This is a genomic window from Salinibacterium sp. CAN_S4 (assembly GCF_015752305.1).
GTDB lineage: Bacteria > Actinomycetota > Actinomycetes > Actinomycetales > Microbacteriaceae > Rhodoglobus.
Map to the genome: position 1 here is coordinate 177461 of NZ_JADOVB010000005.1, position 20272 is coordinate 197732.

A 20272-nucleotide genomic window follows, 5' to 3' on the forward strand; every position below is an offset into this window, starting at 1 on the left:
CCTCCCGGACGATGGCGCGATCCAAACCCCGTCGTCCACTCGCTCTCCTGAGAGCCCGTCCGGTGAGACCTCGCCACCGGCACCCGGACCTGACATCACGGACGGGCCGAATGCCGTCTGGACGGTCGACATGCTCGAAAGTGTCTGTCTGGCATATTTCGACGAGCGGGTTCGAACAGGCGAGAGTCCCGAAACGGGTTACGTGCCGAATTCGCCCGCACAGGTGGACGCCACGCTGGCGGCTGACGGGGTATGGGACGTCCTCGTCCCCGGAACAACCGACATGGGCGCGCCGGTGGGAGTCATCGATTCAGTGATCGGATGCTCAGTGGCAGGAACCCCAGAAGCTCCTGTTCTGGGGCCGTCGCGAGGGTTGTAGGCGCCAGGGAGCGACGCTCGCTACGCGATCGGGTCGAGGAACACCAACGGGATCTCCCGGTCGGTCTTCGACTGGTACTGGGCGTAGTTCTGATGGTCAGCCGTGATCTTCGGCCAGAGTTCGGCGCGCTCCGCCGGGGTCGCCACCCGCGCGATCCGCTTCTTCTTCCCGCTACCCTTCCAGTCGACCTCGACGGCAGGGTTCGCGACGAGGTTGAGGTACCAGGCGGGGTGCTTGTCGTCGCCACCGCGCGAGGCGACGACGACGTAACTGCGTCCAGGCTGCAGCGGGGAACTCAGCATGGTCGACCTCGGCTCGCCCGAGGTGCGACCGGTCGTCGTGAGTTCGAGCATGGGCATCCCGCTGAGGTGCCACCCGACCCGTCCGCCGGTGAGCCGGATGAGCGCCCGGTGCACGCGGTTCATGGCGTTCATCGCACCCTGCGAGGGAGCCTTCGAGTTGCGGGACATACGTCTCACGCTACAGCCCGACCCACTCGGTTGCGCCGTCGGCGAGGTGCTGGCGCTTCCAGATCGGCACCGTGAGTTTGATCGACTCCACGAGCTTCTCGCAGGCGGCGAAGGCTTCTGCGCGGTGCGGTGCGGCGACGGATGCCACGAGCGCGACATCCCCGACGACGAGCGATCCCGTGCGGTGGCCGGCAGCCACCCGCAACCCGGACTCGGCCGCCACGGCCGCGCAGCATTCCTCGAGGAACCGCTGTGCATCGGGATGCGACTGGTAGTCGAGCGCTGACACGGATTGCCCGTGGTCGTGGTCGCGGACGACCCCGCGGAAGGTCACGATGGCGCCGTTCGCGCTGTCGAGTACGAAGGCTTCGAAGCTGTCCTGGTCGAGCGGTTCCCCGGTGATGAGGGCCAGCACGTCACTCATGTGCGCCTCCGCCCGCGACCTGCGCGACGAGGTGATCCAGCAGCTCGTCGAGCACGGCAAGCCCGTCTTTGACACCGCCGGCGGACCCCGGAAGGTTGACGATGACGGTGTTCCCCGCGGTTCCGGCGAGCCCTCGGCTGAGCGCGGCGCTGGGGACCTTCGCGATTCCGCGAGCCCTGATCGCCTCGGCGACTCCGGGAAGCTCCCTCGTGAGAAGAGCTCGGGTGGCCTCCGGGGTCTGGTCGGTCGGGCTCATGCCCGTGCCGCCCGTGGTGATGATGACGGCGGGTGACGTTGCGACGACCCGGGCGAGCTCTGCCGCGACATCCTTATCGGCAATGATCGAGTGATCGACCTGGTAGCCGCGCTCGCGCAGCCAGTCGGCGATCTGCGGGCCCGTGGTGTCGTCGCGGGTGCCGGCGGCGCCACCCGTCGAGGCGACGACGACCGCTGCCGTCGACGCGCGCACGGCACTGCGGCTCTTGCCGCCGGTCTTGGATTGCAGCCTGATGTCGCCGAGCACGGAGAACGGATCCACGGCCTTCGTCATGTCGTGCAGCGTGAGCCCGGCGATGGCGACCGCGGTGAGCGCCTCCATTTCCACGCCGGTCTTGCCGGTCGTGGTCGCGGTCGCGGTGATCTCGATGGAGGTGTCGTCGATAGAGAAGTCGACGGTCACCGAGCTCAGCGCGAGCTGGTGGCAGAGCGGGATGAGGTCGCTCGTGCGCTTGGCGCCCTGGATCCCGGCGATGCGGGCGGTCGAGAGCACGTCGGCCTTGGGCAGGTCGTCGGCGCGCACGAGGGCCATCACCTCGGCCGTGCTCGAAAACCTCCCGGTGGCGGTCGCCGTGCGTTTCGTGACGGCTTTATCGCTCACGTCGACCATGCGCGCGCGCCCGTCGCCGTCGAGGTGGCTGAGGGTCGCGTCGGTCATAGTTCCCATGTTTCCACGGAATCGCCCGCGCTGAGTTCCGTCACATCCTCGGGCACGATGACCAGGAGGTCGGATGCCGCGAGCCCGGCAACGAGGTGCGAACTGGGCCCACCGGCCAGGGTCACAGACTCATCACCCACCGCCGTTCCCCGCAAAAACTGTCGCTTCCCGGCAATGGACGCGGTGCCCGCCGTGAGCGTGCGCCTGCGCCGCGCGGGTGGCGCGACCCTGCCGACCTCGCGCAGCAGTGGTGCCACGAACACCTCGAACGAGATCTGCGTGCTGACCGGGTTGCCCGGGAAGCAGATCACCGGAACCCCGTCGAACTCGGCGGTGGCCTGCGGGCCGCCCGGCTGCATGGCGACGTGCCCGACCTTCGCGCCGAGCGGCTCGAGGGTCTCGCGCACTACCTCATAGTCGCCCATCGAGATGCCGCCGGACGTCAGGATCACCTCGGCCTCCGACGCGGCCACGGTGAGGGCGCCACGCATCGACTCGTGGTCGTCGACGACGTGTGCCCGAAACGTGACGACCGCGCCCGTCGCACGCACAGCGGCGGCCAGCGCCGTGGCGTTCGAGTCGTAGACCTGCCCGAGCGACGGCTCAGTGCCCGGCTGGATGAGCTCTGACCCGGTGGTGATGATCGAGACCCGCACTCGCTCGAGCACCGGAACCGAGGTCAGCCCGGCGGCGGCCAGCACCGCGAGATGGCGAGAGCCGAGCCTGAGCCCCGCCGGCAGGAGCTCGTGGCCCCGGCGGATGTCGCTGCCCCGGTAGCGCACGAATTCGCCGACAGACCGTGCGCGCGAGATCGTGACGTAGGCGCCATCATCGGTGCTGTTCTCAACCGTGGTGTCCTCGACCGGGACCACGGCATCCGCCCCCGCGGGCACGACGCCGCCGGTCATGATGCGCACCGCGGATCCCGGCAGCAGCGGCAGCGGATCACTCGGTCTCGCCGCGATCTCGCCGGCGATCGGAAGCATCGCGGGCAGGGTCGCCAGGTCGGCGGATCGCACGGCGAATCCATCCATCTGGGAATTGTCGAACAGGGGGAGGTCGACGGGGGATGCCACGGACGTCGCCGTCACCCTGCCGAGCGCCTCGTCGATCGCGACAGTCTCGACGCGGGGTTCGAGGGCCGCGATGAGCATCGCGGCGACGTGGGCGGCGTGCTCGGCGACCGTCGCGTGGGCCATCAGTATCGCGCCATGTCAGTATCGCGCCATCTCAGAGTCGAGGTCGACCGCCCAGGCGTCGATTCCGCCGGTGAGGTGGGTGGCGTCGAGACCGGCGGCGGCGAGGATGTCGCGCGCTCCCGCCGATCGCACGCCGTGGTGGCAGTAGGCCACGACGGGCTTCGACCGGTCGATCTCCGAGAGGCGCTGCGCGAGGCTGCCGAGGGGGATGAGCGTCGACCCCGGAAGCGCGACGAGCACTGCCTCCCACGGCTCGCGGACGTCGAGCAGGGTGAAGTCGTCGGTTCGGCCGGCGAGTTCGGCCGGGCTGATGCCGTCGGCGGTGGATGCCTCGCAGAACGCCTCGTAGTCTATGAGGCCCGTGATGGGTGCCGCCGTCGGGTCTTTCGCGAACGACAGCTCGCGGAACGACCCCGTGAGCGCATCGACGATCGTGACGCGACCGGTGAGGGGGGTTCCGATGCCGGTGATGAGTTTGATGGCTTCCGTCGACATGATCGACCCGATCAGTGCGACGACGGTCGGCATCACGCCGCCGACCTCGCACGAGAGCACGGATCCGGGTGGGGGAGGCGCCGGGAAGAGGTCGCGGTAGCCGGGGCCGCCGGGAAGGGCGACGCTCGCCTGGCCGCCGTACTGCGACACCGAGCCCCAGACGAGTGGGATGCCGGTGAGCGTGGCAGCGTCGCTCGCGAGGTAGCGGGTGGCGAAATTGTCGCTGCCGTCGAGCACGAGATCGAAGGCGGAGAACAGGTCGAGAGCGGTCGCGGCCGTGAGTCGTTCCGGCACCGCGATGACGGTGGTCGACGGGTTGAGCGCACCGACGGTGGCGACGGCAGAGGCGACCTTGCGGTGGCCCACGTCGCTCATGCCGTGCATGAGCTGCCGGTGCAGGTTGCTGAGCTCGACCGTGTCGTCGTCGACGATGCCGATGGTTCCGACACCGGCCGCCGCGAGGGAGGGGATCACGCTGCTGCCGAGCCCACCTGCTCCGATCACGAGCACCCTGGATGCCGCGAGCCTGGCCTGCTCGTCGGGGCCGAAGCCGGGCAGCGCGAGTTGGCGCGAGTAGCGGAGATCCATGGCTCCATTCTCGCTCCTGCGACCGCTCCTGCCGCAGCTGACCGCATTAGCGGATCCGATAGCATGATCTGAACGCGAATACGGAAGAAGGCTCGAATGGCGGCAACGCAATTCACGGTGGCCGAAGCCGCGGCCCTGCTCGGCGTCAGCGACGACACCGTGCGCCGCTGGGCCGACGGCGGAAGGCTCGAGCTCAGTACAGGCCCGAACGGTCGGGCCCTCGTCGACGGGCGCGCCCTCGCGGCTCTCGCACAGGAGCTTGCCGCGGAATCGGCGCTCGCTGCGGCCTTCCCCACCTCGAAGGCATCGGCGCGCAACCGCATCACGGGCATCGTCACCAAGGTCACGAAAGACGGGGTGATGGCGCAGGTCGAACTGCAGGCCGGGCCGTTCCGGATCGTGTCGCTCATGAGCCGCGAAGCGGCAGATGAACTCGAGCTCGAACCCGGCACCCTCGCGACCGCCAGCGTGAAAGCCACCACGGTGGTCGTCGAGACTCTTGAGGCGCATAGATGACGCGGGTTCTGGCAGTCCTGGTCGGTGCGGGACTGCTGGCCGGATGTTCGGCCCAGCCAGCCCAGGAACAGGAGGATGGCACGCTGAGTGGCACCGTGACCGTGTTCGCCGCGGCATCCCTCACCGACACGTTCGGGGCCATCGCCGACGCGTTCGAGCGGGAGCACCCGGGAGTCGCGGTCGCACTCAACTTCGGGGGCAGCTCGGCCCTCGCCACGCAGATCGTGGAGGGGGCTCCCGCTGACGTCTTCGCGGCCGCGAGCGAGTCGACGATGACCCCGGTCGCGGATGCCGCGCTCGTCGACGGCGACCCGACAGTCTTTGTGACCAACACCCTCGAAATCGCCGTGCCCGCAGGCAATCCTGCTGGCGTCACCGGGCTCAGCGACTTCGCCAACCCCGCGCTCAGTATCGCGATCTGCGCCGCCGAGGTGCCCTGCGGCGCGGCCTCGGCGACGGTGTTCGACGGTGCCGGGATCGTTCCGGCCCCCGACACTCTCGAACAGGACGTCAAGGCAGTCCTGACGAAGGTCGAACTCGGTGAGGTCGACGCGGGCCTGGTCTACAGGACCGACGTGCTGGCGGCCGGGCCCGAGGTCGACGGAATCGCGTTCCCCGAGGCATCCACCGCCCTCGGAAAGTACCCCATCGCGCAGCTGGCGGCATCCACGAATCAGGATGCCGCGGCGGCCTTCATCGCCTACGTGCTGTCACCGGCCGGAAAGAAAGTGCTGGACGATGCCGGTTTCGGAACGCCGTAGGAAGCGGCGCGGCTTCCTGACGCCGGCGCTGTGGATTCCCGCCGGGCTGGCGCTCGCGCTGCTCGGGCTGCCGCTCGTGGCCCTCGTCGTCCGCGCGCCCTGGTCGCAGTTGCCCGAACTGCTGGCCCAGCCGACCGTCGTGTCGGCGCTCGTGCTGTCGCTGACGACCGGCCTGGCCTCGACCGCCATCTCACTGGTGCTGGGCATCCCGCTAGCGCTCGTGCTCGCGAGGTCGGCCGAGTGGCGCGCCGTGCCGAGACGGCTGCTCCGCGCGCTCGTGACCGTCCCGCTGGTGCTGCCTCCCGTTGTCGGCGGAGTCGCCCTGCTGCTCCTGCTGGGCCGCAGGGGGCTGCTCGGCCAGTTCCTGCCGTTCCAGCTTCCGTTCACGACGGCGGCAGTCGTCATCGCGCAGGTCTTCGTCGCCATGCCGTTCCTCGTGCTCGCCGTCGAGGGCGCGCTCCGGGCATCGGACCGACGGTTCGAGACGGCCGCGGCCACGCTCGGCGCGTCGAGGTTCACCATCTTCCGCCGCATCACCCTTCCGCTGGTGGCGCCCGGGGTCGCCGCCGGCGCGCTGCTTTGCTTCTGCCGCGCGCTCGGTGAGTTCGGCGCGACGATCACCTTCGCCGGCAGCTTCCCCGGCGTGACCCAGACGCTGCCGATCGCGACCTACCTGCAACTGCAGACGGATCCGGATGCCGCCATCGCCCTCTCGCTCGTGCTCATGATCATCTCCGCGGTCGCCCTCATCAGCCTGCGCGACCGCTGGGTGCCGGGGGTAACGGCGTGAGCGTTGCTGCCCGACTCGAGCTCGCGCGCGGAGCCTTCACCCTCGACCTGGACCTCGCGGTCACCGCCGGCCGCACGCTCGCCCTGCTCGGGCCGAACGGCGCGGGGAAGTCGACGGCCCTCGGGCTGCTCGCGGGCACGATCGACCTCGACTCCGGCTCGATCGTCGTGGGCGGCCGCGTGCTCGACGACGACTCGACGCACGTCGAGACCGAGCACCGTCGCGTCGGCGTGATGTTCCAGGACTACCTGCTCTTTCCCCACCTGAGCGTGCTCGAGAATGTCGCGTTCGGCCCGCGTTCCTCGGGTGTGCCGCGGGCCGCGGCCCGAGCCGTAGCGCTCCAGTGGCTCGACCGGCTCGGCATCGCCGATCTCGCGTCGAGCCGCCCTCCCCAGCTCTCCGGAGGGCAGGCGCAGCGCGTTGCGCTCGGCAGGGCGCTCGCGAGCGATCCCGAACTCCTGCTGCTCGACGAACCTCTCGCGGCCCTCGACGTGGAGATCCGCGAGGAGGTGCGCGCGGAGCTCGCCCGGCACATCCGGGAGTGGGGCGGACCGACGATCGTCGTCACCCACCTCTTCGACGATGTCGTCGCCCTCGCCGATGACGTGGTCGTCATCGAACGCGGTCGCGCGACGCAACGAGCCACGGTCCGCGAGCTGGTGCAGGCGCCCGCGACCTCCTACGTGTCGAGACTCGTCGCCAGCTGGTCGGACGACTGACGCGGCATCCACCTCCCTCGCACTGCCTGGTCGACGCTCTCGCTGACTCGCCCCTCACCTTCCGAAACGACGGAGTTCTCGCACCTTCCGCCCCGCCACCTACCTTCCGAAACGACGGAGTTCTCGCGCGACGATGACGTCCTGGCCCCGGTTTTCCACGTGACAGTGGGGCGAGTGGCAGGCCGCGGGGCCGGAACTCCGTCGTTTCGGAAGGTGGGAGCGGGGGGAGCAGCACCGCGCGGGGGCGAAACTCCGTCGTTTCGGAAGGTAGGAGCGGCGGGAGCGGGAGGTGCGGGAGCGGCGGGGGCGGGAGCGGCGGGAGCGGGAGCGGCGGGAGCGGCAGCGGGAGCGGCGGCGGGACGGAGCGGCGGGGTGGATGCCGCGGCGGGGGTGCGCCGTGCGGAGAAGCTACTCGGCGGCGGTCGCGTGTGGGCGACCGAGGTGACCCAGAAGAGCAGCGATGAGCGTGATGCCGGCGGCAACGAGGATCCCGGCCGGAAGGGAGATCTGCAGCAGGAGCGCGCCGACCGCGGCTCCGGCGCCGATCAGGGCGATCGCGAGCACGCGGCGCGGCCACGGGTGCCCCTTGCTCCTGGCGGCGAACACCGAGTCGTAGGCGAGGCCGACGATGGTCGACGTGACCACGACGGTGGTGACATCCTTCACGCCGATGTGCCTGGCGGCACCGGCCTGCATCCCCATCGCGAGGCCGAGGGCACCCGTCACGGCGAACTTGACCGGTTCGCTCGGGTCGGCGATGACAAGCATGGGCACAGCGGATGCGGCGAGCACGAGCCCAACGACGGCGAACAGCGCGGTGGACCGGCCCGACCAGCCCGCGGCAACCGGCCTGAGTGTTCTGCCCGCGACCGCCGCGCCGAGCATGAAGAGCACGAGGGCGATGATCGGGCCCACGATGGGAAGTCCGTCTGCACCGGTCAGTGCCATTCCCAGGATCACGACGTTGCCGGTCATATTGCCGGTGAACACCCGGTCGAGGCCGAGATATCCGACGGCATCGATGACGCCGGTCGAGAACGTGAGCGCGAGCATGAGCGCGAGGTGCAGTCGGTCAGGATTGCGGCGCAGGCGCTTGATCACGGGTCTCCTCAGGACTAGATAGTGTTTGAGACACTACTGAATCGCGAGGGGTATTGATGACCATGGATGCCCTGCAACCCGGCCACGGCCCCATCCGTGCAGCCACCTACCTCCCCGTCGATCCCGCCACGACGCTGTGGGGCAGGCTCCCGTGCGCCGCGGATTCTGCGGTGCTCACGGTCGACTCCGGCACCGAGGTCACGATCGACACGATCAGCCACGAGGGCATCCTCGAAGACCAGGGCAGGGATCCCCGCGCCTTCTTCGGCGGCTTCGGTGCCGCCGAGGTTCTCGATGATGCCGTGGCGCTCGCCGCCTCTGACTACGACCGCGCCGACGGCGGCCCGCATGTGATTTCCGGCCCGATCAGGGTCACCGGCGCCCGCGTCGGCGACCTGCTCAGGATGACCGTGCTCGAGACCCTCCCGAGGGTGCCGTACGGCATCATCTCGAACCGACACGGCCGCGGCGCCCTGCCCGGCGAATATCCGGAGCGCGGTGACCTCGTGAGCGTGTTTGCCGGGGTCGACGGCGACCACGGGACTATGCCGCGGGTGCTCGGCGGTGCGCACGATGTGCGGTTTCCGCTGCATCCATTCCTTGGAATCATGGGCGTGGCTGTCGCCGGTACCGAGCGCCCGCACTCCGTGCCGCCCGGCCCCCACGGCGGCAACATCGACGTGAACCTGCTGACGGTCGGCGCCTCCCTCTACCTCCCGGTGCAGGTCGATGGCGCTCTCGCCTACATCGGAGATCCTCATTTCGCGCAAGGGGACGGCGAAGTCGCGCTGACCGCGATGGAGGCCTCGCTGCGGGCGACCATCAGGTTCGAGGTCGTCGCCCACGAAACCGCGGTGAAGGAGTTCGGCGAACTGGCGGGGCCGCTCGCCGAGACCCACGAATTCCTGGTGCCGACGGGGATGGATGCCGACCTCGACGTCGCCATGCAGGACTGCGTCCGGGCCGCTATCGCGATGCTGAGGGCCCGCTATGGGATGGATGCGGCTCACGCCTACGCCTACCTCAGCGCCGCGACGGACTTCAACATCTCCCAGGTCGTCGACCTCGTCAAGGGCGTGCACGCCAGGATCCGAAAGGCCGACTTTGCCTGAGTCCCTGCAGCAGCCCGTGCGAGAGGCGCTTCTCGACGCGTTCTGGCGCTACGAACGGGCGCTCATGAGCAACGACCTCGACGCGCTTGACGTGCTGTTCGCGCCGGGGGACGGCACGATCCGCGGCGATGCGGCGGGCATCCTCGTCGGCCACGACGCGATCTCGGGCTTCAGGAAGGGCCGCGGGGGAGCGCCGGCCCGCGACGTACTGCACGTGCAGGTCATCGACATCGCGGATGACGCGGCTCTGGTTATCGCGGTCACGGCACCGCTCACGGGCGGTCGGGGCCAGCAGTCGCAACTGTGGAGGCGTGTGGCCGGATCCTGGGTGGTCGCCGCCGCGCACGTGTCCCTGCCCGCGCCCGCCGTGAACTCGTCCATCTGGCGCACGGTCGGCACTCCGCTCGTCGCCGGTGCCCCGACCGGTGCCCTCCTCGGTGAGACTGTCGCGGTGAAGGACCTTTTCGAGGTCGAGGGCTTCCCTGTCGGCGCCGGAATCCCGGCTTACCTGGCCGAGTCCATGCCCGCGACAGGAACGTCCCCGGCCGTCGCGTCGCTGCTCGCGGCCGGGGCATCGATCACCGGGATCGCCCGCACCGACGAGTTCGCGTATTCGATCGCCGGCCGGAGTCCGCACTACGGCACCCCGCCGAATCCTGCCGTTAACGGCGCCGTGCCCGGCGGGTCGTCGAGCGGACCGGTGTCGGCGGTCGCCACCGGGCAGGCTTCGATCGGCCTCGGCACCGACACCGCGGGATCCATCCGGGTTCCCGCGTCATACCAGGGGCTATGGGGCCTCCGGTCGACGCACGGCGCGGTCAGCATGGATCGGCTCGTCGCGCTGGCCCCGAGCTTCGATACCGTCGGCTGGATCACACGGGATGCCGCGACCCTCCTGGCGGCGGCCGGCTCCAGTCTCGACGCTCAACGGCAGCGCGCCGTGGAGCCGCGATTCGTCATCGCTCAAGCCCTGGCAGCCCACGTCGAGCCGGGAGTCGGCGAGGCGTTCGGCGTCGCCGTTGCCGGGCTGGAGGCGACCGAGGTCGACCTGGGCGACATCGACGACCTGTTCCGGACGTTCCGCACGGTCCAGGCGGCTGAAGCCTGGCGCACCCACGGAGCGTGGATCGAGGCCCACCCCGGCGCGCTGGGAGAGGATGTCGCTGCCCGGTTCGCCTTCGCGTCCACGATCACTGCCGAGCAGGAGTCGGCTGGCCGGGCAGCGCTGGCGACCGCGAGGGCGAGACTCGAGTCGGTGCTCGGCGACAGCGTGCTGCTCGTGCCGTCAGCGTCATCCATCGCTCCGTCGGTGCAGGCTGACGCTGCGCTCATCGAACGCACGAGGCAGGACACGCTTCGACTGACCTGTATCGCCGGGCTGACGGGTCGGCCGGCGGTGAGCGCTCCGCTGCTGGGAGTGCCTCAGCCGGGAGCGCTCTTGCCGGCCCCGGTCGGGCCGCGATTCGCTGACCTTGCCGTGATCGGCCTCGCGGATGGCCTCACGCCCACGGAATAACGTGGGTCGCTGATCAGGAGTCGGAGCGGCGCTCGGAACGGTGGGAGCAGGTCATGCTGGATTCGGGGGTGACCATCATGGTGATCAGCGGCCCGTCGCGGTTGACGACGGTGAACCCGAGCCTCGTCGCCAGGGACAGCGACTTCGCGTTGCGCTCGTCGACCACGGCGAAGATCCACCTCGCTTCGATGCGGTCGAACAGCATGTCGATGACGGCACACACCGCCTCGGTGGCAAGTCCTGACCCGCCGTGGGCGGAGCCGAGAATCCAGCCGATCTCCGCCGAGCGGAAGTCGGGATGCACGGTGCGCAGGTGCACCGAGAGGTCGCCGACGAGGGCATCGTCGCGTTCGATCGCGAGTGCGAGGAGGTCGTCGGCCCGCGAAAGAACGGTGTGCTGGGTGCGATCCTTCAGATGCTGCAGCGACTCGGCTCGAGTGCGGATCGGCCACGAGAGGAAGCGGACGATGCCCTCATCCGACTGCATCTCGTACCAGGCATCGGCATCGGAGAGCCGGTGCGGTCGGATGACCAGACGCTCGGTCCGTACGACCGGCGCCTCGAGCGGCTCTTCTAGTCGGGGCCCGCGAAGGAGGCGGGGAGTGCTCAATCCGAGCACAGAGAGACGTCGTCGAAACCGGCTTGTCATGGGGAGGGAATTTCTCCGGGAATCGGTCGTCAGGTAGTTCGTGAGCATGTTCACTGGATTCACCCTAAGCACATAACCTATGAATTCCATCTGAACGCATGAACTTGAGATACCCTCGTGCAATTCGACTTCCGCTGAAACATGCCGGAAGCACGAGATCCGTACCATGGACTCATGCCAGTAGAGCCGATCAACCCGCCAGCACGACTGCTCATGGGCCCTGGCCCGATCAACGCCGATCCCCGCGTGCTGAGAGCGATGTCTGCCCAGCTCGTCGGCCAGTACGACCCGGTCATGACGGGCTACATGAACGAGACCATGGAGCTGTATCGCGGAGTCTTCCGTACCTCGAATGAGGCGACGCTCGTAGTCGATGGGACCTCGCGCGCGGGCATCGAGGCGGCCTTCGTCAGCCTCGTCAAGCCGGGCGATGTGGTGCTGATCCCGATCTTCGGCCGCTTCGGCCACCTGCTCCGCGAGATCGCCGAGCGCTGCCAGGCCGACGTGCGCGTGATCGAGCGGGAATGGGGCACGGTCTTCACCCCCGCCGAGATCGAGGCGGCGATCGTCGAACACAAGCCCGTGTTGCTCGGCGTCGTGCACGGCGACACCTCGACGACTCTCGCCCAGCCCCTCGACGAGATCGGGCCGATCTGCGAGAAGCACGGCGTGCTCTTCTACAGTGACGTCACGGCGTCGCTTGCGGGCAACACCTTCGAGACCGACGCCTGGGGGCTGGATGCCGTGACCTCCGGCCTGCAGAAATGCCTGGCCGGTCCCTCCGGAAGTGCCCCCATCACGCTCTCACCCCGCGCTGTCGACGTCGTGAACAGCCGCAAGAGCATCGAGGCGGGCATCCGCTCGGACGGGGACGCGGTCAGCGAGCATCCCATCCGGAGCAATTATTTCGACCTCAGCCAGATTCTCGACTACTGGGGCCCGAAGCGACTCAACCATCACACCGAGGCCACGAGCATGCTCTACGGCGCGAGGGAGTGCGCGCGAATCCTGATGGAGGAGGGCATTCCGCAGGCCGTCGAGCGTCACCGGTTTCACGGCACCGCCATGGCTGCTGGGCTCGCCGGTCTCGGTCTCGAACTCTTCGGAGATCAATCCGTGCGCATGAACAACGTGATCGGGGTGTTCGTGCCGAGCGGCATCGACCCCGACGGCGGCCGCACCACGATGCTCACGGATTACGGGATCGAAATCGGCACCTCGTTCGGCCCGCTCGCCGGCAAAGTCTGGCGCATCGGCACCATGGGCTACAACGCCCGGCGCGACACGGTACTCACCACCCTCGCGGCGCTCGAGCAGATGCTGCGTCGCGGTGGCATGACGATCACCGCGGGGAGCGGAGTCGGGGCTGCCCTGGAGTCTTATGGAGAGTGAGACTGGTGCAGACTGACGCCCACCTGATCCTGGAACGCTGCGACGAGCTCGCGGCGCTCTCCAGCGAACCAGAATTCCTGAAGCGCGTGCACCTGAGCAAAGAGCACGCCGCGGCGAACGAGCTCGTGGCACGCTGGATGGCCGAGGCTGGGCTGACGACGTGGCAGGATGCCGCAGGCAACCAGTGCGGTCGACTCGAGGGTCGTGAGCCGGGGCTGCCCGCCCTGCTGCTCGGATCCCACATCGACACGGTGCCGGACGCCGGACGATACGACGGGATGCTCGGGGTGCTGCTCGCGATCGCCGTCGCCGGCCGCATCGAGGCCGGTACCCTGCCGTTCGCCCTCGAGGTCGTCGCGTTCAGTGACGAGGAGGGCACGAGGTTCGGAACGGCGCTACTGGGCAGCCGGGCCGTCGCCGGCACGTGGGACGACGAGTGGTGGAACCTCACTGACGACGACGGCATCACGCTGTTCGAGGCCTTCCAGGACTTCGGGCTGGATCCGGCGAGACTCCCCGGCGCGTTTCGCCGCCCCGAGGAGCTCATCGGATACCTCGAGGTGCATATAGAACAGGGGCCGGCGCTCGAGGATGCCGGCCGCGAGCTCGGCGTGGTGACATCCATCGCCGCAGCCAGGCGCTTCGAGCTCAGCATGCTCGGCAAGGCCGGGCACGCCGGCGGCACTCCGTTCGAGCGCCGGCAGGATGCGCTCGTGGGTGCGAGCGAGCTCGTCGTCGAGATCGAGCGGCTGTCACGCGAGCGCGGGGTCATCGGCACGGTCGGCAGGCTCGAGGTACATCCTGGCGGTGTGAACGTGATCCCCGGTCTCGTGGAGTTCAGCCTCGACCTGCGCGCCGAGTTCGACGAGGATCGCGACGACGCCCTCAGGATCATCGAGGAGGCCGGGCACGCGATCGCAGCCAGGCGCCGACTGCAGTTCCGACTGCACGAGTTCTACCGCGCAGATGCTGTGGTGTGCGACCTCGACCTGCGTGCGGCCTTCGAGGCGGGCATCCGCGCGACCGGAGACGACGAGCCGATAGCGTTGTGGAGTCGGGCCGGCCACGACGGTGTCGCGATCGTCGCCGTCACCCCGATCGCCATGCTGTTCCTGCGCTGCAAGGGCGGCGTCAGCCACCACCCCGACGAGTCGGTGACGGCTCAGGATGTCGCAGCGGCACTCACCGCGTTCGAGGCGGCCGTGCGCGCCGTCGCCGCGGCCTAGTCTCGCTTTCTCTGGATTTTTTCCACGGTTTATTCACGGTGACATAGTTGGCTTTCAAGGAGGTCACCGTGAACCACCATCGAGCGAATCCGTTGGCATGGCTGTGTCTCTTGTTCGTTCGTGGGTTTCTGCTCTGGCTTGTCGTGCCCGTCGCAACGATCATTTGGGTTGTTGGTGCTTACTGGTTTATTCGGGACTGGGCATCTGTAGGAAAGTCCCTCGAATGGGTTGACCACAACCGTTTAGTAGAGATTCGTCGTTCGATACTTCGTGCTTTTTTCCAGAAGCCGACTCACTCATGGGTCCCCTGCGTCAACATCGTCGAGGTGAGGCATCGAGTTGACTTCCTCGACCCCGTCTGACGCCTGGGTTGAGGTTCTGTTGTGTCCCCGCAGCAGGGTGATTCATCGTAGGAGCGGTGGTTGGCCCCTTACTTAGTGGCTGACGTCAGCTGTTGGGCGCACAGAGGTCAAAGAGCCAAGAGATAATGTGGAGAGAGGACCGGGTGGTTCCCGCATAATGCGTCACGTTCCAGAATTCACACCAGCTGCGATCGTGGCTCTGATCGTTGCCGTCTGGGGATACTTCTCGATTCGGCCAGTGAGTGCCCTCGTCATGGCGGCAGCTGGAAATCCGGAGCGATTGTTCACACTCCCGCCTGCGGTTCTCATTATCTGGGGAATTCTATCCATCAGTTTTTTGGGCGGTGCGATCGCATCCGTCTTGTTCAATCGATGGTTCCGAAAGTTCGAACGTCACGTGCAGATACTGCGCCCGGGCGCAGCAACGATCATCTCACTAGGGCCAACCCCAGCCGCGTTGCGCTGGAGCTTGGACTATCAACCGCTCCACCGTCAACGCTGTGTCGTGGCCATCTCGGCGAGTCAAGTGGAGATCTGGGCCGATGCACAGTCGCCGCTCCCCACCCATTCGATGGAGGCAGCTGACGTTTCTGAAGTGGAGGTTGCGCAGCCTCGACGTTGGCACGGACCCCAACCGCTACTGTTTCAGTTCAGTGACGGGAGAACACTGTTCGTCCTGCCGCTGGAAGTTCGACAGGGTGTTATGTCACCGGTCACCACCTCAGGCCTGCCAACACTGCGCGACCGCGTCCTGAACGCGATGGGCAGGAAGCCTGATCCTGCGCGGGAACGGCCTGAGCCCTAACCCCGGCCGTCGACATCCGCGCCGTCCCAGAGGTCGCTGCACTCGATCTCGACGACGCCGTGAGCCGCCAGGTATCGGCGGGCACCGGTGTCGCCCACGAGGGAGTCGGCGGCGGGCATCCAGTGTTCGGCCGAAAGGTAGACCGGATGACCCGGAGAGCCGTCGAACGTGGCCTGTCGTAGTTCTCCCTCACCCGCCAGCACGCGGCGCACGACGGATGCGGGAAGCCCCGGCAGATCGACGAGGGTGACGAGGGCAGCGGCGCCCGTCGCCGCCGCGAGACCGACCCGCAGGGACTCCGACATGCCCAGCTCCCAGTTCGTCGCGACGACGATCTCGACGCCGTCGGGAACCAGCGGCCGTGCCTCTCGCTCCTGCGCACCGAGCACCACGACGATCCGGGAGCAGCCACCATCGAGCAGTGCGCTGCACGCGACGCTGAGCCACGATTCGCCGGACGCAAGCCGCCGCAGAGCCTTGGGCCCGCCGGCGCGAGTGCCAGCGCCAGCGGCGAGCACGATGCCCGTCACCTCGCCGTTTCCCCGTGTCGCCATCGCTACAGTTATACACACCATGATGGATGTCACCGATGCTGACCTGCGCGCCGCACTGACGGCGAGCCTCGCCGTGCCCCGCTGGGTGGAGGATGTCGCCTCCCGCGCGCCCTTCGACGACCTCAGCGAGCTGCTGCTCGTCGCCTACGCCGAGGCGACACCGCTCGCGGCGACCGAGATCGATGAGGCCATCGCGCACCATCCGCGCATCGGCGAGAAGCCGGTCGGCACGGGAGCTGCCCAGTCGTTCAGCCGCGCCGAGCAGGGTGACGCGACCGAGCTGGCCGAAGAACTCGCAGCGGGCAATGCCGCCTACGAGCAGAAGTTCGGCAGGGTGTTCATCATCAGGGCGGCCGGTCGCACGCGAACCGAGATCGTCGATGAACTGAACCGCCGCATGACACTGGATGACTCGACCGAGCTGCAGGTCGTCGGCGAGCAGTTGCGCGACATCGCGTTGCTCCGCCTCGAGAAGCAGTTCGGCGCGGAGGCCCCCGCATGAGTCACGTCACCACGCACATCCTGGATGCGGCGCTGGGCATGCCCGCCGCCGGTGTCACCGTCGCACTGTGCGACCCGACGGGAGAGGTCGTCGCGACGGGGATTACCAACGCCGACGGTCGCATCCCCGAGCTCGGCGATGACAGGCTGGCTGCTGGCGACTATCGCCTCGAGTTCGACACCAGGGCCTATTTCGCTCGCACCGGCCGTGAATCGTTCTACCCGAGGGTGACCGTGGACTTCATCGTGGGCGACGCTGAGCACTACCACGTGCCCCTGCTGCTCAGCCCGTTCGCGTACTCCACCTACCGCGGCAGCTGACGCCGGGTCAGGTCGCCAGCTCGATCAGGGACTGCAGCAACGGTGGCCACCCGAAGACCACCAGCGCGATGAGGTTGACCGCCGCCGTCACCCAGAAGATCGAGATGAAGGCGGGCTTGCGGGTCTTGTGCCGCAGCACCCGTTGGGCGACGACGGCCCCCGGCCAGCCGCCGATGAGGCCCAGGGCCAGGAGCCTGGCCTCCGAGACCCGCCATGCACCTGTCACCGCCGCGGACTTGTCGACCGCGTAGGCCGTGAAGCAGCCGACACTCAGCACGATATAGGTGATGCTGACCCAGATCGGCAGCGCGAAGAACACGGTGAGCGCGACGAGCAGCAGGATGAACACGATCACCGCTATCCATCCCAGCAGTTCGGGTGCGCGCAGTCTCACGCGGGGGATGGGCGCGTTCAGGGCCGTCATCCCCGGCGGTGACACGCTCACTGCGCGCGGCTTGCCGTTGGGATCGCTGACGGTCGCGAACCTCACCGCGTCCCCGACTGCGGGCCGGGGAAGCCCGAGGGCGAAGTCGTTGACGTTGACGAAGATCCTGGCCCCACCGTCGGCCGGCTCGATGAACCCGAACCCGCGGTCGTCTTTCCAGATGGTGATGACGCCGTCGCGGAACTGATCAGCGGTGGCCATGCTTCGACCCTAGCTTTTATTGCCCGGGGTCGTGTTCAGCAGGCCATGTTCAATAGTCGGTGCGGTGATCGTGGTCGAGCCAGGCGTCGAAGGGCGCGCTCGCGTTCTCCGGTCTCGCCGAGTCGATGCGCAACTGCCAGGTCGAACGGTCGCGGGAGAAGAGTTCGTAGAACTCCCGGTCATCGAATCCGCCCCTGGCGGCATCGTGCCGGTCTGCGGCGTACACGACCCGGTCGACCCGCGCCCAGAGAGCGGCCGAGAGGCAGAGCGGGCACGGTTCGCAGGAGGTGTAGAGCGTCGCACCCGCGAGAGAGAAGTCGCCGACGGCCTGGCAGGCTGCGCGGATGGCGACGACCTCGGCGTGCGCGGTCGGGTCGAGATTCGCGGTCACCCGGTTCTGCCCCTCCGCCACCAGCTCGCCGTCGCGCACGATCAGCGCGCCGAAGGGGCCGCCACCGGATCCCACGTTGCTGGTCGCGAGCTCGATGGTGCGCTCCAACCACTGCGCATCGGAGCCGCTCACGCGAGTCCCGCCGAGGCACGCCAGGCGTCGTGAGCGGGCGGTGCGTCATCCTGAATCACCTGCGCTTCGATGAGGCCGTAGGGGCGGTCTGCCGCGATGAAGACCTCTCCGGGATTCTCGAGGCCGAACGGCTCGAGGTCCACCACGAAATGATGCTTATTGGGAGCGGTCAGGCGCACCTCCACGATGGAGGGGATCTGTTCGATGACGGCCTTGCCCATGTGCCACAGCGTCTGCTGGAGCGCGAGCGACTGGAGGGTCGCGAACTCCGTGGTCATGATCGCCTTCACTTCGGGATAGACGGCGTTCCAGTCGACATCGCTCGAATCGAAGCGCCACTTCGCCACCAGGGATGTCGCCATTACGCGGTCTTTCGTCTCCTGCAGCGTCGTGTACTCGTCTTTCAGGAACCCGGCGAACTCGCTGCCGGTCGACTTCAGGATGACGAGGTCTTTGAAGCCCCCGATCACGTATTCACCAGTCGCATCCACCGTGACCGCGGCGGTGCGGGTCTCGCGGCCGGCCCTGACCCAGGTGTGGTCGTGGGGAATGCCATCCACGACGGCACGCTCCCAGGCATATTCCTCGATCTCGATGCGGGCACCATCCACGGGTGCGACATCGCGCACGAAGTGGCGGGCGAGTTCCAGCCCGTAGTGCTCGATCGAGTCGATGCCATGCGATTTGGCGAACGCGAAAGCCGTGTTCTTCTGGGTGTCTGTCGGCAGCACATTCGACTGGTCGCCCACGAGGTGCGCGGGGTGGAACGGCCCGCGCATCGCGGTCGACACGTTGAGGTCGCGGATCTCGTGTCGCGGGCCATCGCGGTAGATCCGCACGACTCGAGACTCAGCTTTTCCGTACTGCTGTTCACCCAGGATGATTGCCATGTCCGAATCCTCGCACTGTGGTGTTGCTGGTGTGTTTCGGTCAGCGCTCAAGCAGGTGACCCCGGGGTGAATCGCCGACGCGTTCCCCCCTGAGCCACGTGCCACGCACCACTCCCCGCAGGGTGCGGCCGTCGTAGGCGCTCACCGGATTCTTGTGCAACAGCTGCCGTGCGTCGACAGTGAAGGTGGCCTCCGGGGCGAACGCGACGAGGTCGGCATCTGCCCCGACCTCGAGGCGGCCCTTGCGGCTGAGGCCGACGAAATCGGCCGGGCCCCGTGACATCCACCCCACGACCGTTTCGAGAGGGATGCCGCGGCGCGACGCCTCGCTCCACACCGCCGCGAGGCCGAGCTGCAGCCCCGCGATGCCACCCCAGGCCTGGCCGAAGTCCCCGGCGCCCGCGAATTTCAGCTCCGCGGTGCTGGGGGAGTGGTCCGTGACCACGAGGTCGATGTCGCCATCGAGCAGGGCCCGCCAGAGCGCTTCCCGGTTGGCCTCGTCGCGAATGGGCGGGCAGCACTTGAACTGGGTGGCGCCGTCGGGAATCGACTCCTCCACGATGGTGAGGTAGTGCGGGCAGGTCTCGACGGTGATGGGTAGCCCTTCTGCGCGGGCGGCTCGCAGCGCGGGAAGGGCGGCGGCCGAGGAGAGGTGCAGGATGTGCGCCCTCGCTCCGGAGCGGCGTACCCCGGCGATCACGCGCTCGATGGCGGTGGTCTCGGCCTCGTCGGGTCGCGACTGCACGAACGCGTGATAGTCGGCGCCGCCGTGGTTCTCGTGGGCGTCGAGCACGCCGGGATCTTCGGCGTGCACGATCAGCACGCTGCCGATGGCCGCGATCTCGTCGAGCGCTGCCGACAGCTGCTCCGCGTCGAGGTGGCCGAACTCGTCGACTCCGGAGGGAGCGAGGAACGCCTTGAATCCAAACACGCCGGCGTCGTGGAGGGGCCGCAGCGACCCCAGGTTCTCGGGAACGGCTCCGCCCCAGAATCCGGTGTCGACGCTCACCGTCGCGACGGCACGCTTGGCCTCGAGGGCATCGACTGTTGTGGTCGCCGGAATGCTGTTGAGCGGCATGTCGATGATCGTCGTGACCCCGCCCGCAGCGGCAGCGCGGGTGGCGCTCGCGAAACCCTCCCATTCTGTGCGCCCCGGCTCGTTCACGTGCACGTGGGTGTCGACGATTCCGGGGATCAGAACTTCGTCGTCGGCGAGGGTCAGAATCCGTGCGCCGTCGAGTGGGCCGTCCGAGATCTCGACGATCGTGCCCGCGTCGATGCCGAGTTCGGCCGGACGGAACCTCCCGTCGATGAGAGCCGATGCTGCCCTGACCACCACTTCATACGACGTTGCCATCTGCCCATTATCCCGGGGCGAGGCACTGCCTCCCGGTAGAAT

General features: G+C 68.1%; 22 protein-coding genes. 10 read left to right on the forward strand and 12 right to left on the reverse strand.

Going from position 1 to position 20272, the window contains the following annotated elements:
- Positions 1-399 precede the first annotated feature (399 nt).
- Genes IWX81_RS13085 through IWX81_RS13105 form a run of 5 tightly spaced genes read right to left on the reverse strand, consistent with a single transcriptional unit; the run spans position 400 to position 4489 of the window.
- Positions 400-849: a nitroreductase family deazaflavin-dependent oxidoreductase gene (locus tag IWX81_RS13085; protein WP_199281763.1), complete on the reverse strand. Its 450-nt coding sequence runs from the start codon at positions 847-849 to the stop codon at positions 400-402.
- 10 nt (positions 850-859) lie between these two features.
- Positions 860-1273, reverse strand: coding sequence for a molybdenum cofactor biosynthesis protein MoaE (locus IWX81_RS13090; RefSeq protein WP_199281764.1), 414 nt, complete (start codon positions 1271-1273; stop codon positions 860-862).
- Positions 1266-2207 (reverse strand): bifunctional molybdenum cofactor biosynthesis protein MoaC/MoaB, encoded by a 942-nt coding sequence (moaCB, locus tag IWX81_RS13095; protein ID WP_199281765.1) that lies wholly within the window; start codon positions 2205-2207, stop codon positions 1266-1268. Before moaCB ends, IWX81_RS13090 begins: the two co-directional genes overlap by 8 nt.
- A complete protein-coding gene (locus IWX81_RS13100) occupies positions 2204-3406 on the reverse strand; it encodes a molybdopterin molybdotransferase MoeA (protein WP_199281766.1) in 1203 nt (400 codons plus the stop codon). The genes moaCB and IWX81_RS13100 overlap by 4 nt, the downstream gene beginning before the upstream one ends.
- A gap of 15 nt (positions 3407-3421) precedes the next feature.
- The gene (locus IWX81_RS13105) at positions 3422-4489 is read right to left on the reverse strand and encodes a ThiF family adenylyltransferase (RefSeq protein ID WP_199281767.1); all 1068 of its coding nucleotides are present in this window, start codon (positions 4487-4489) and stop codon (positions 3422-3424) included.
- 96 nt (positions 4490-4585) lie between these two features.
- On the opposite strand from IWX81_RS13105, the gene IWX81_RS13110 reads away from it, so the two are divergent.
- Genes IWX81_RS13110 through IWX81_RS13125 form a run of 4 tightly spaced genes read left to right on the forward strand, consistent with a single transcriptional unit; the run spans position 4586 to position 7275 of the window.
- On the forward strand, positions 4586-5005 hold the full coding sequence (locus tag IWX81_RS13110) for a TOBE domain-containing protein (protein WP_199281768.1): 420 nt from the start codon (positions 4586-4588) through the stop codon (positions 5003-5005).
- On the forward strand, positions 5002-5766 hold the full coding sequence (gene modA, locus IWX81_RS13115) for a molybdate ABC transporter substrate-binding protein (protein WP_199281769.1): 765 nt from the start codon (positions 5002-5004) through the stop codon (positions 5764-5766). Before IWX81_RS13110 ends, modA begins: the two co-directional genes overlap by 4 nt.
- The gene (locus IWX81_RS13120) at positions 5744-6556 is read left to right on the forward strand and encodes an ABC transporter permease (RefSeq protein WP_199281770.1); all 813 of its coding nucleotides are present in this window, start codon (positions 5744-5746) and stop codon (positions 6554-6556) included. Before modA ends, IWX81_RS13120 begins: the two co-directional genes overlap by 23 nt.
- Positions 6553-7275: an ATP-binding cassette domain-containing protein gene (locus IWX81_RS13125; RefSeq protein ID WP_199281771.1), complete on the forward strand. Its 723-nt coding sequence runs from the start codon at positions 6553-6555 to the stop codon at positions 7273-7275. The genes IWX81_RS13120 and IWX81_RS13125 overlap by 4 nt, the downstream gene beginning before the upstream one ends.
- 408 nt (positions 7276-7683) lie before the next feature.
- Here IWX81_RS13125 and IWX81_RS13130 read toward each other — a convergent pair whose 3' ends face one another.
- Entirely contained in the window at positions 7684-8376 is a 693-nt protein-coding gene (locus tag IWX81_RS13130) for a YoaK family protein (RefSeq protein WP_334594188.1), read from the reverse strand.
- 56 nt (positions 8377-8432) lie between these two features.
- On the opposite strand from IWX81_RS13130, the gene IWX81_RS13135 reads away from it, so the two are divergent.
- Positions 8433-9488: an acetamidase/formamidase family protein gene (locus IWX81_RS13135; protein WP_199281772.1), complete on the forward strand. Its 1056-nt coding sequence runs from the start codon at positions 8433-8435 to the stop codon at positions 9486-9488.
- A complete protein-coding gene (locus IWX81_RS13140) occupies positions 9481-11004 on the forward strand; it encodes an AtzH-like domain-containing protein (protein ID WP_199281773.1) in 1524 nt (507 codons plus the stop codon). Before IWX81_RS13135 ends, IWX81_RS13140 begins: the two co-directional genes overlap by 8 nt.
- 13 nt (positions 11005-11017) lie before the next feature.
- Here the strand turns inward: IWX81_RS13140 and IWX81_RS13145 are convergent, their stop codons facing one another.
- The gene (locus IWX81_RS13145; protein WP_334594254.1) at positions 11018-11701 is read right to left on the reverse strand and encodes a GNAT family N-acetyltransferase; all 684 of its coding nucleotides are present in this window, start codon (positions 11699-11701) and stop codon (positions 11018-11020) included.
- 126 nt (positions 11702-11827) lie between these two features.
- Between IWX81_RS13145 and IWX81_RS13150 the strand changes: the two genes are divergently transcribed.
- Both IWX81_RS13150 and IWX81_RS13155 read left to right on the forward strand, forming a co-directional pair.
- Positions 11828-13045 (forward strand): pyridoxal-phosphate-dependent aminotransferase family protein, encoded by a 1218-nt coding sequence (locus IWX81_RS13150; protein ID WP_334594194.1) that lies wholly within the window; start codon positions 11828-11830, stop codon positions 13043-13045.
- Between the two features lie 5 nt (positions 13046-13050).
- Positions 13051-14271, forward strand: a complete 1221-nt coding sequence (locus IWX81_RS13155) for an allantoate amidohydrolase (protein ID WP_334594196.1) — start codon at positions 13051-13053, stop codon at positions 14269-14271.
- Positions 14272-15434: 1163 nt separating this feature from the next.
- On the opposite strand, the gene IWX81_RS13160 is transcribed toward IWX81_RS13155, so the two are convergent.
- Complete coding sequence (locus IWX81_RS13160) at positions 15435-15992, reverse strand: nucleotidyltransferase family protein (protein WP_199281775.1); 558 nt, start codon at positions 15990-15992, stop codon at positions 15435-15437.
- 19 nt (positions 15993-16011) lie between these two features.
- On the opposite strand from IWX81_RS13160, the gene IWX81_RS13165 reads away from it, so the two are divergent.
- Together IWX81_RS13165 and uraH are read left to right on the forward strand one after the other, a co-directional pair.
- Positions 16012-16494 carry a 2-oxo-4-hydroxy-4-carboxy-5-ureidoimidazoline decarboxylase gene (locus IWX81_RS13165; RefSeq protein ID WP_199281776.1) on the forward strand — a complete coding sequence of 161 codons (483 nt, stop codon included), beginning with the start codon at positions 16012-16014 and terminating at the stop codon, positions 16492-16494.
- Positions 16491-16814: a hydroxyisourate hydrolase gene (uraH, locus tag IWX81_RS13170; protein WP_199281777.1), complete on the forward strand. Its 324-nt coding sequence runs from the start codon at positions 16491-16493 to the stop codon at positions 16812-16814. The genes IWX81_RS13165 and uraH overlap by 4 nt, the downstream gene beginning before the upstream one ends.
- Before the next feature lie 7 nt (positions 16815-16821).
- On the opposite strand, the gene IWX81_RS13175 is transcribed toward uraH, so the two are convergent.
- Genes IWX81_RS13175 through allB form a run of 4 tightly spaced genes read right to left on the reverse strand, consistent with a single transcriptional unit; the run spans position 16822 to position 20230 of the window.
- Complete coding sequence (locus IWX81_RS13175) at positions 16822-17460, reverse strand: DUF1294 domain-containing protein (RefSeq protein ID WP_199281778.1); 639 nt, start codon at positions 17458-17460, stop codon at positions 16822-16824.
- Between the two features lie 49 nt (positions 17461-17509).
- Positions 17510-17983: a nucleoside deaminase gene (locus tag IWX81_RS13180; protein ID WP_199281779.1), complete on the reverse strand. Its 474-nt coding sequence runs from the start codon at positions 17981-17983 to the stop codon at positions 17510-17512.
- Positions 17980-18873, reverse strand: a complete 894-nt coding sequence (gene pucL, locus IWX81_RS13185; RefSeq protein WP_199281780.1) for a factor-independent urate hydroxylase — start codon at positions 18871-18873, stop codon at positions 17980-17982. The genes IWX81_RS13180 and pucL overlap by 4 nt, the downstream gene beginning before the upstream one ends.
- Positions 18874-18913: 40 nt before the next feature.
- Positions 18914-20230 carry an allantoinase AllB gene (gene allB, locus IWX81_RS13190; protein WP_199281781.1) on the reverse strand — a complete coding sequence of 439 codons (1317 nt, stop codon included), beginning with the start codon at positions 20228-20230 and terminating at the stop codon, positions 18914-18916.
- Positions 20231-20272: the final 42 nt, after the last annotated feature.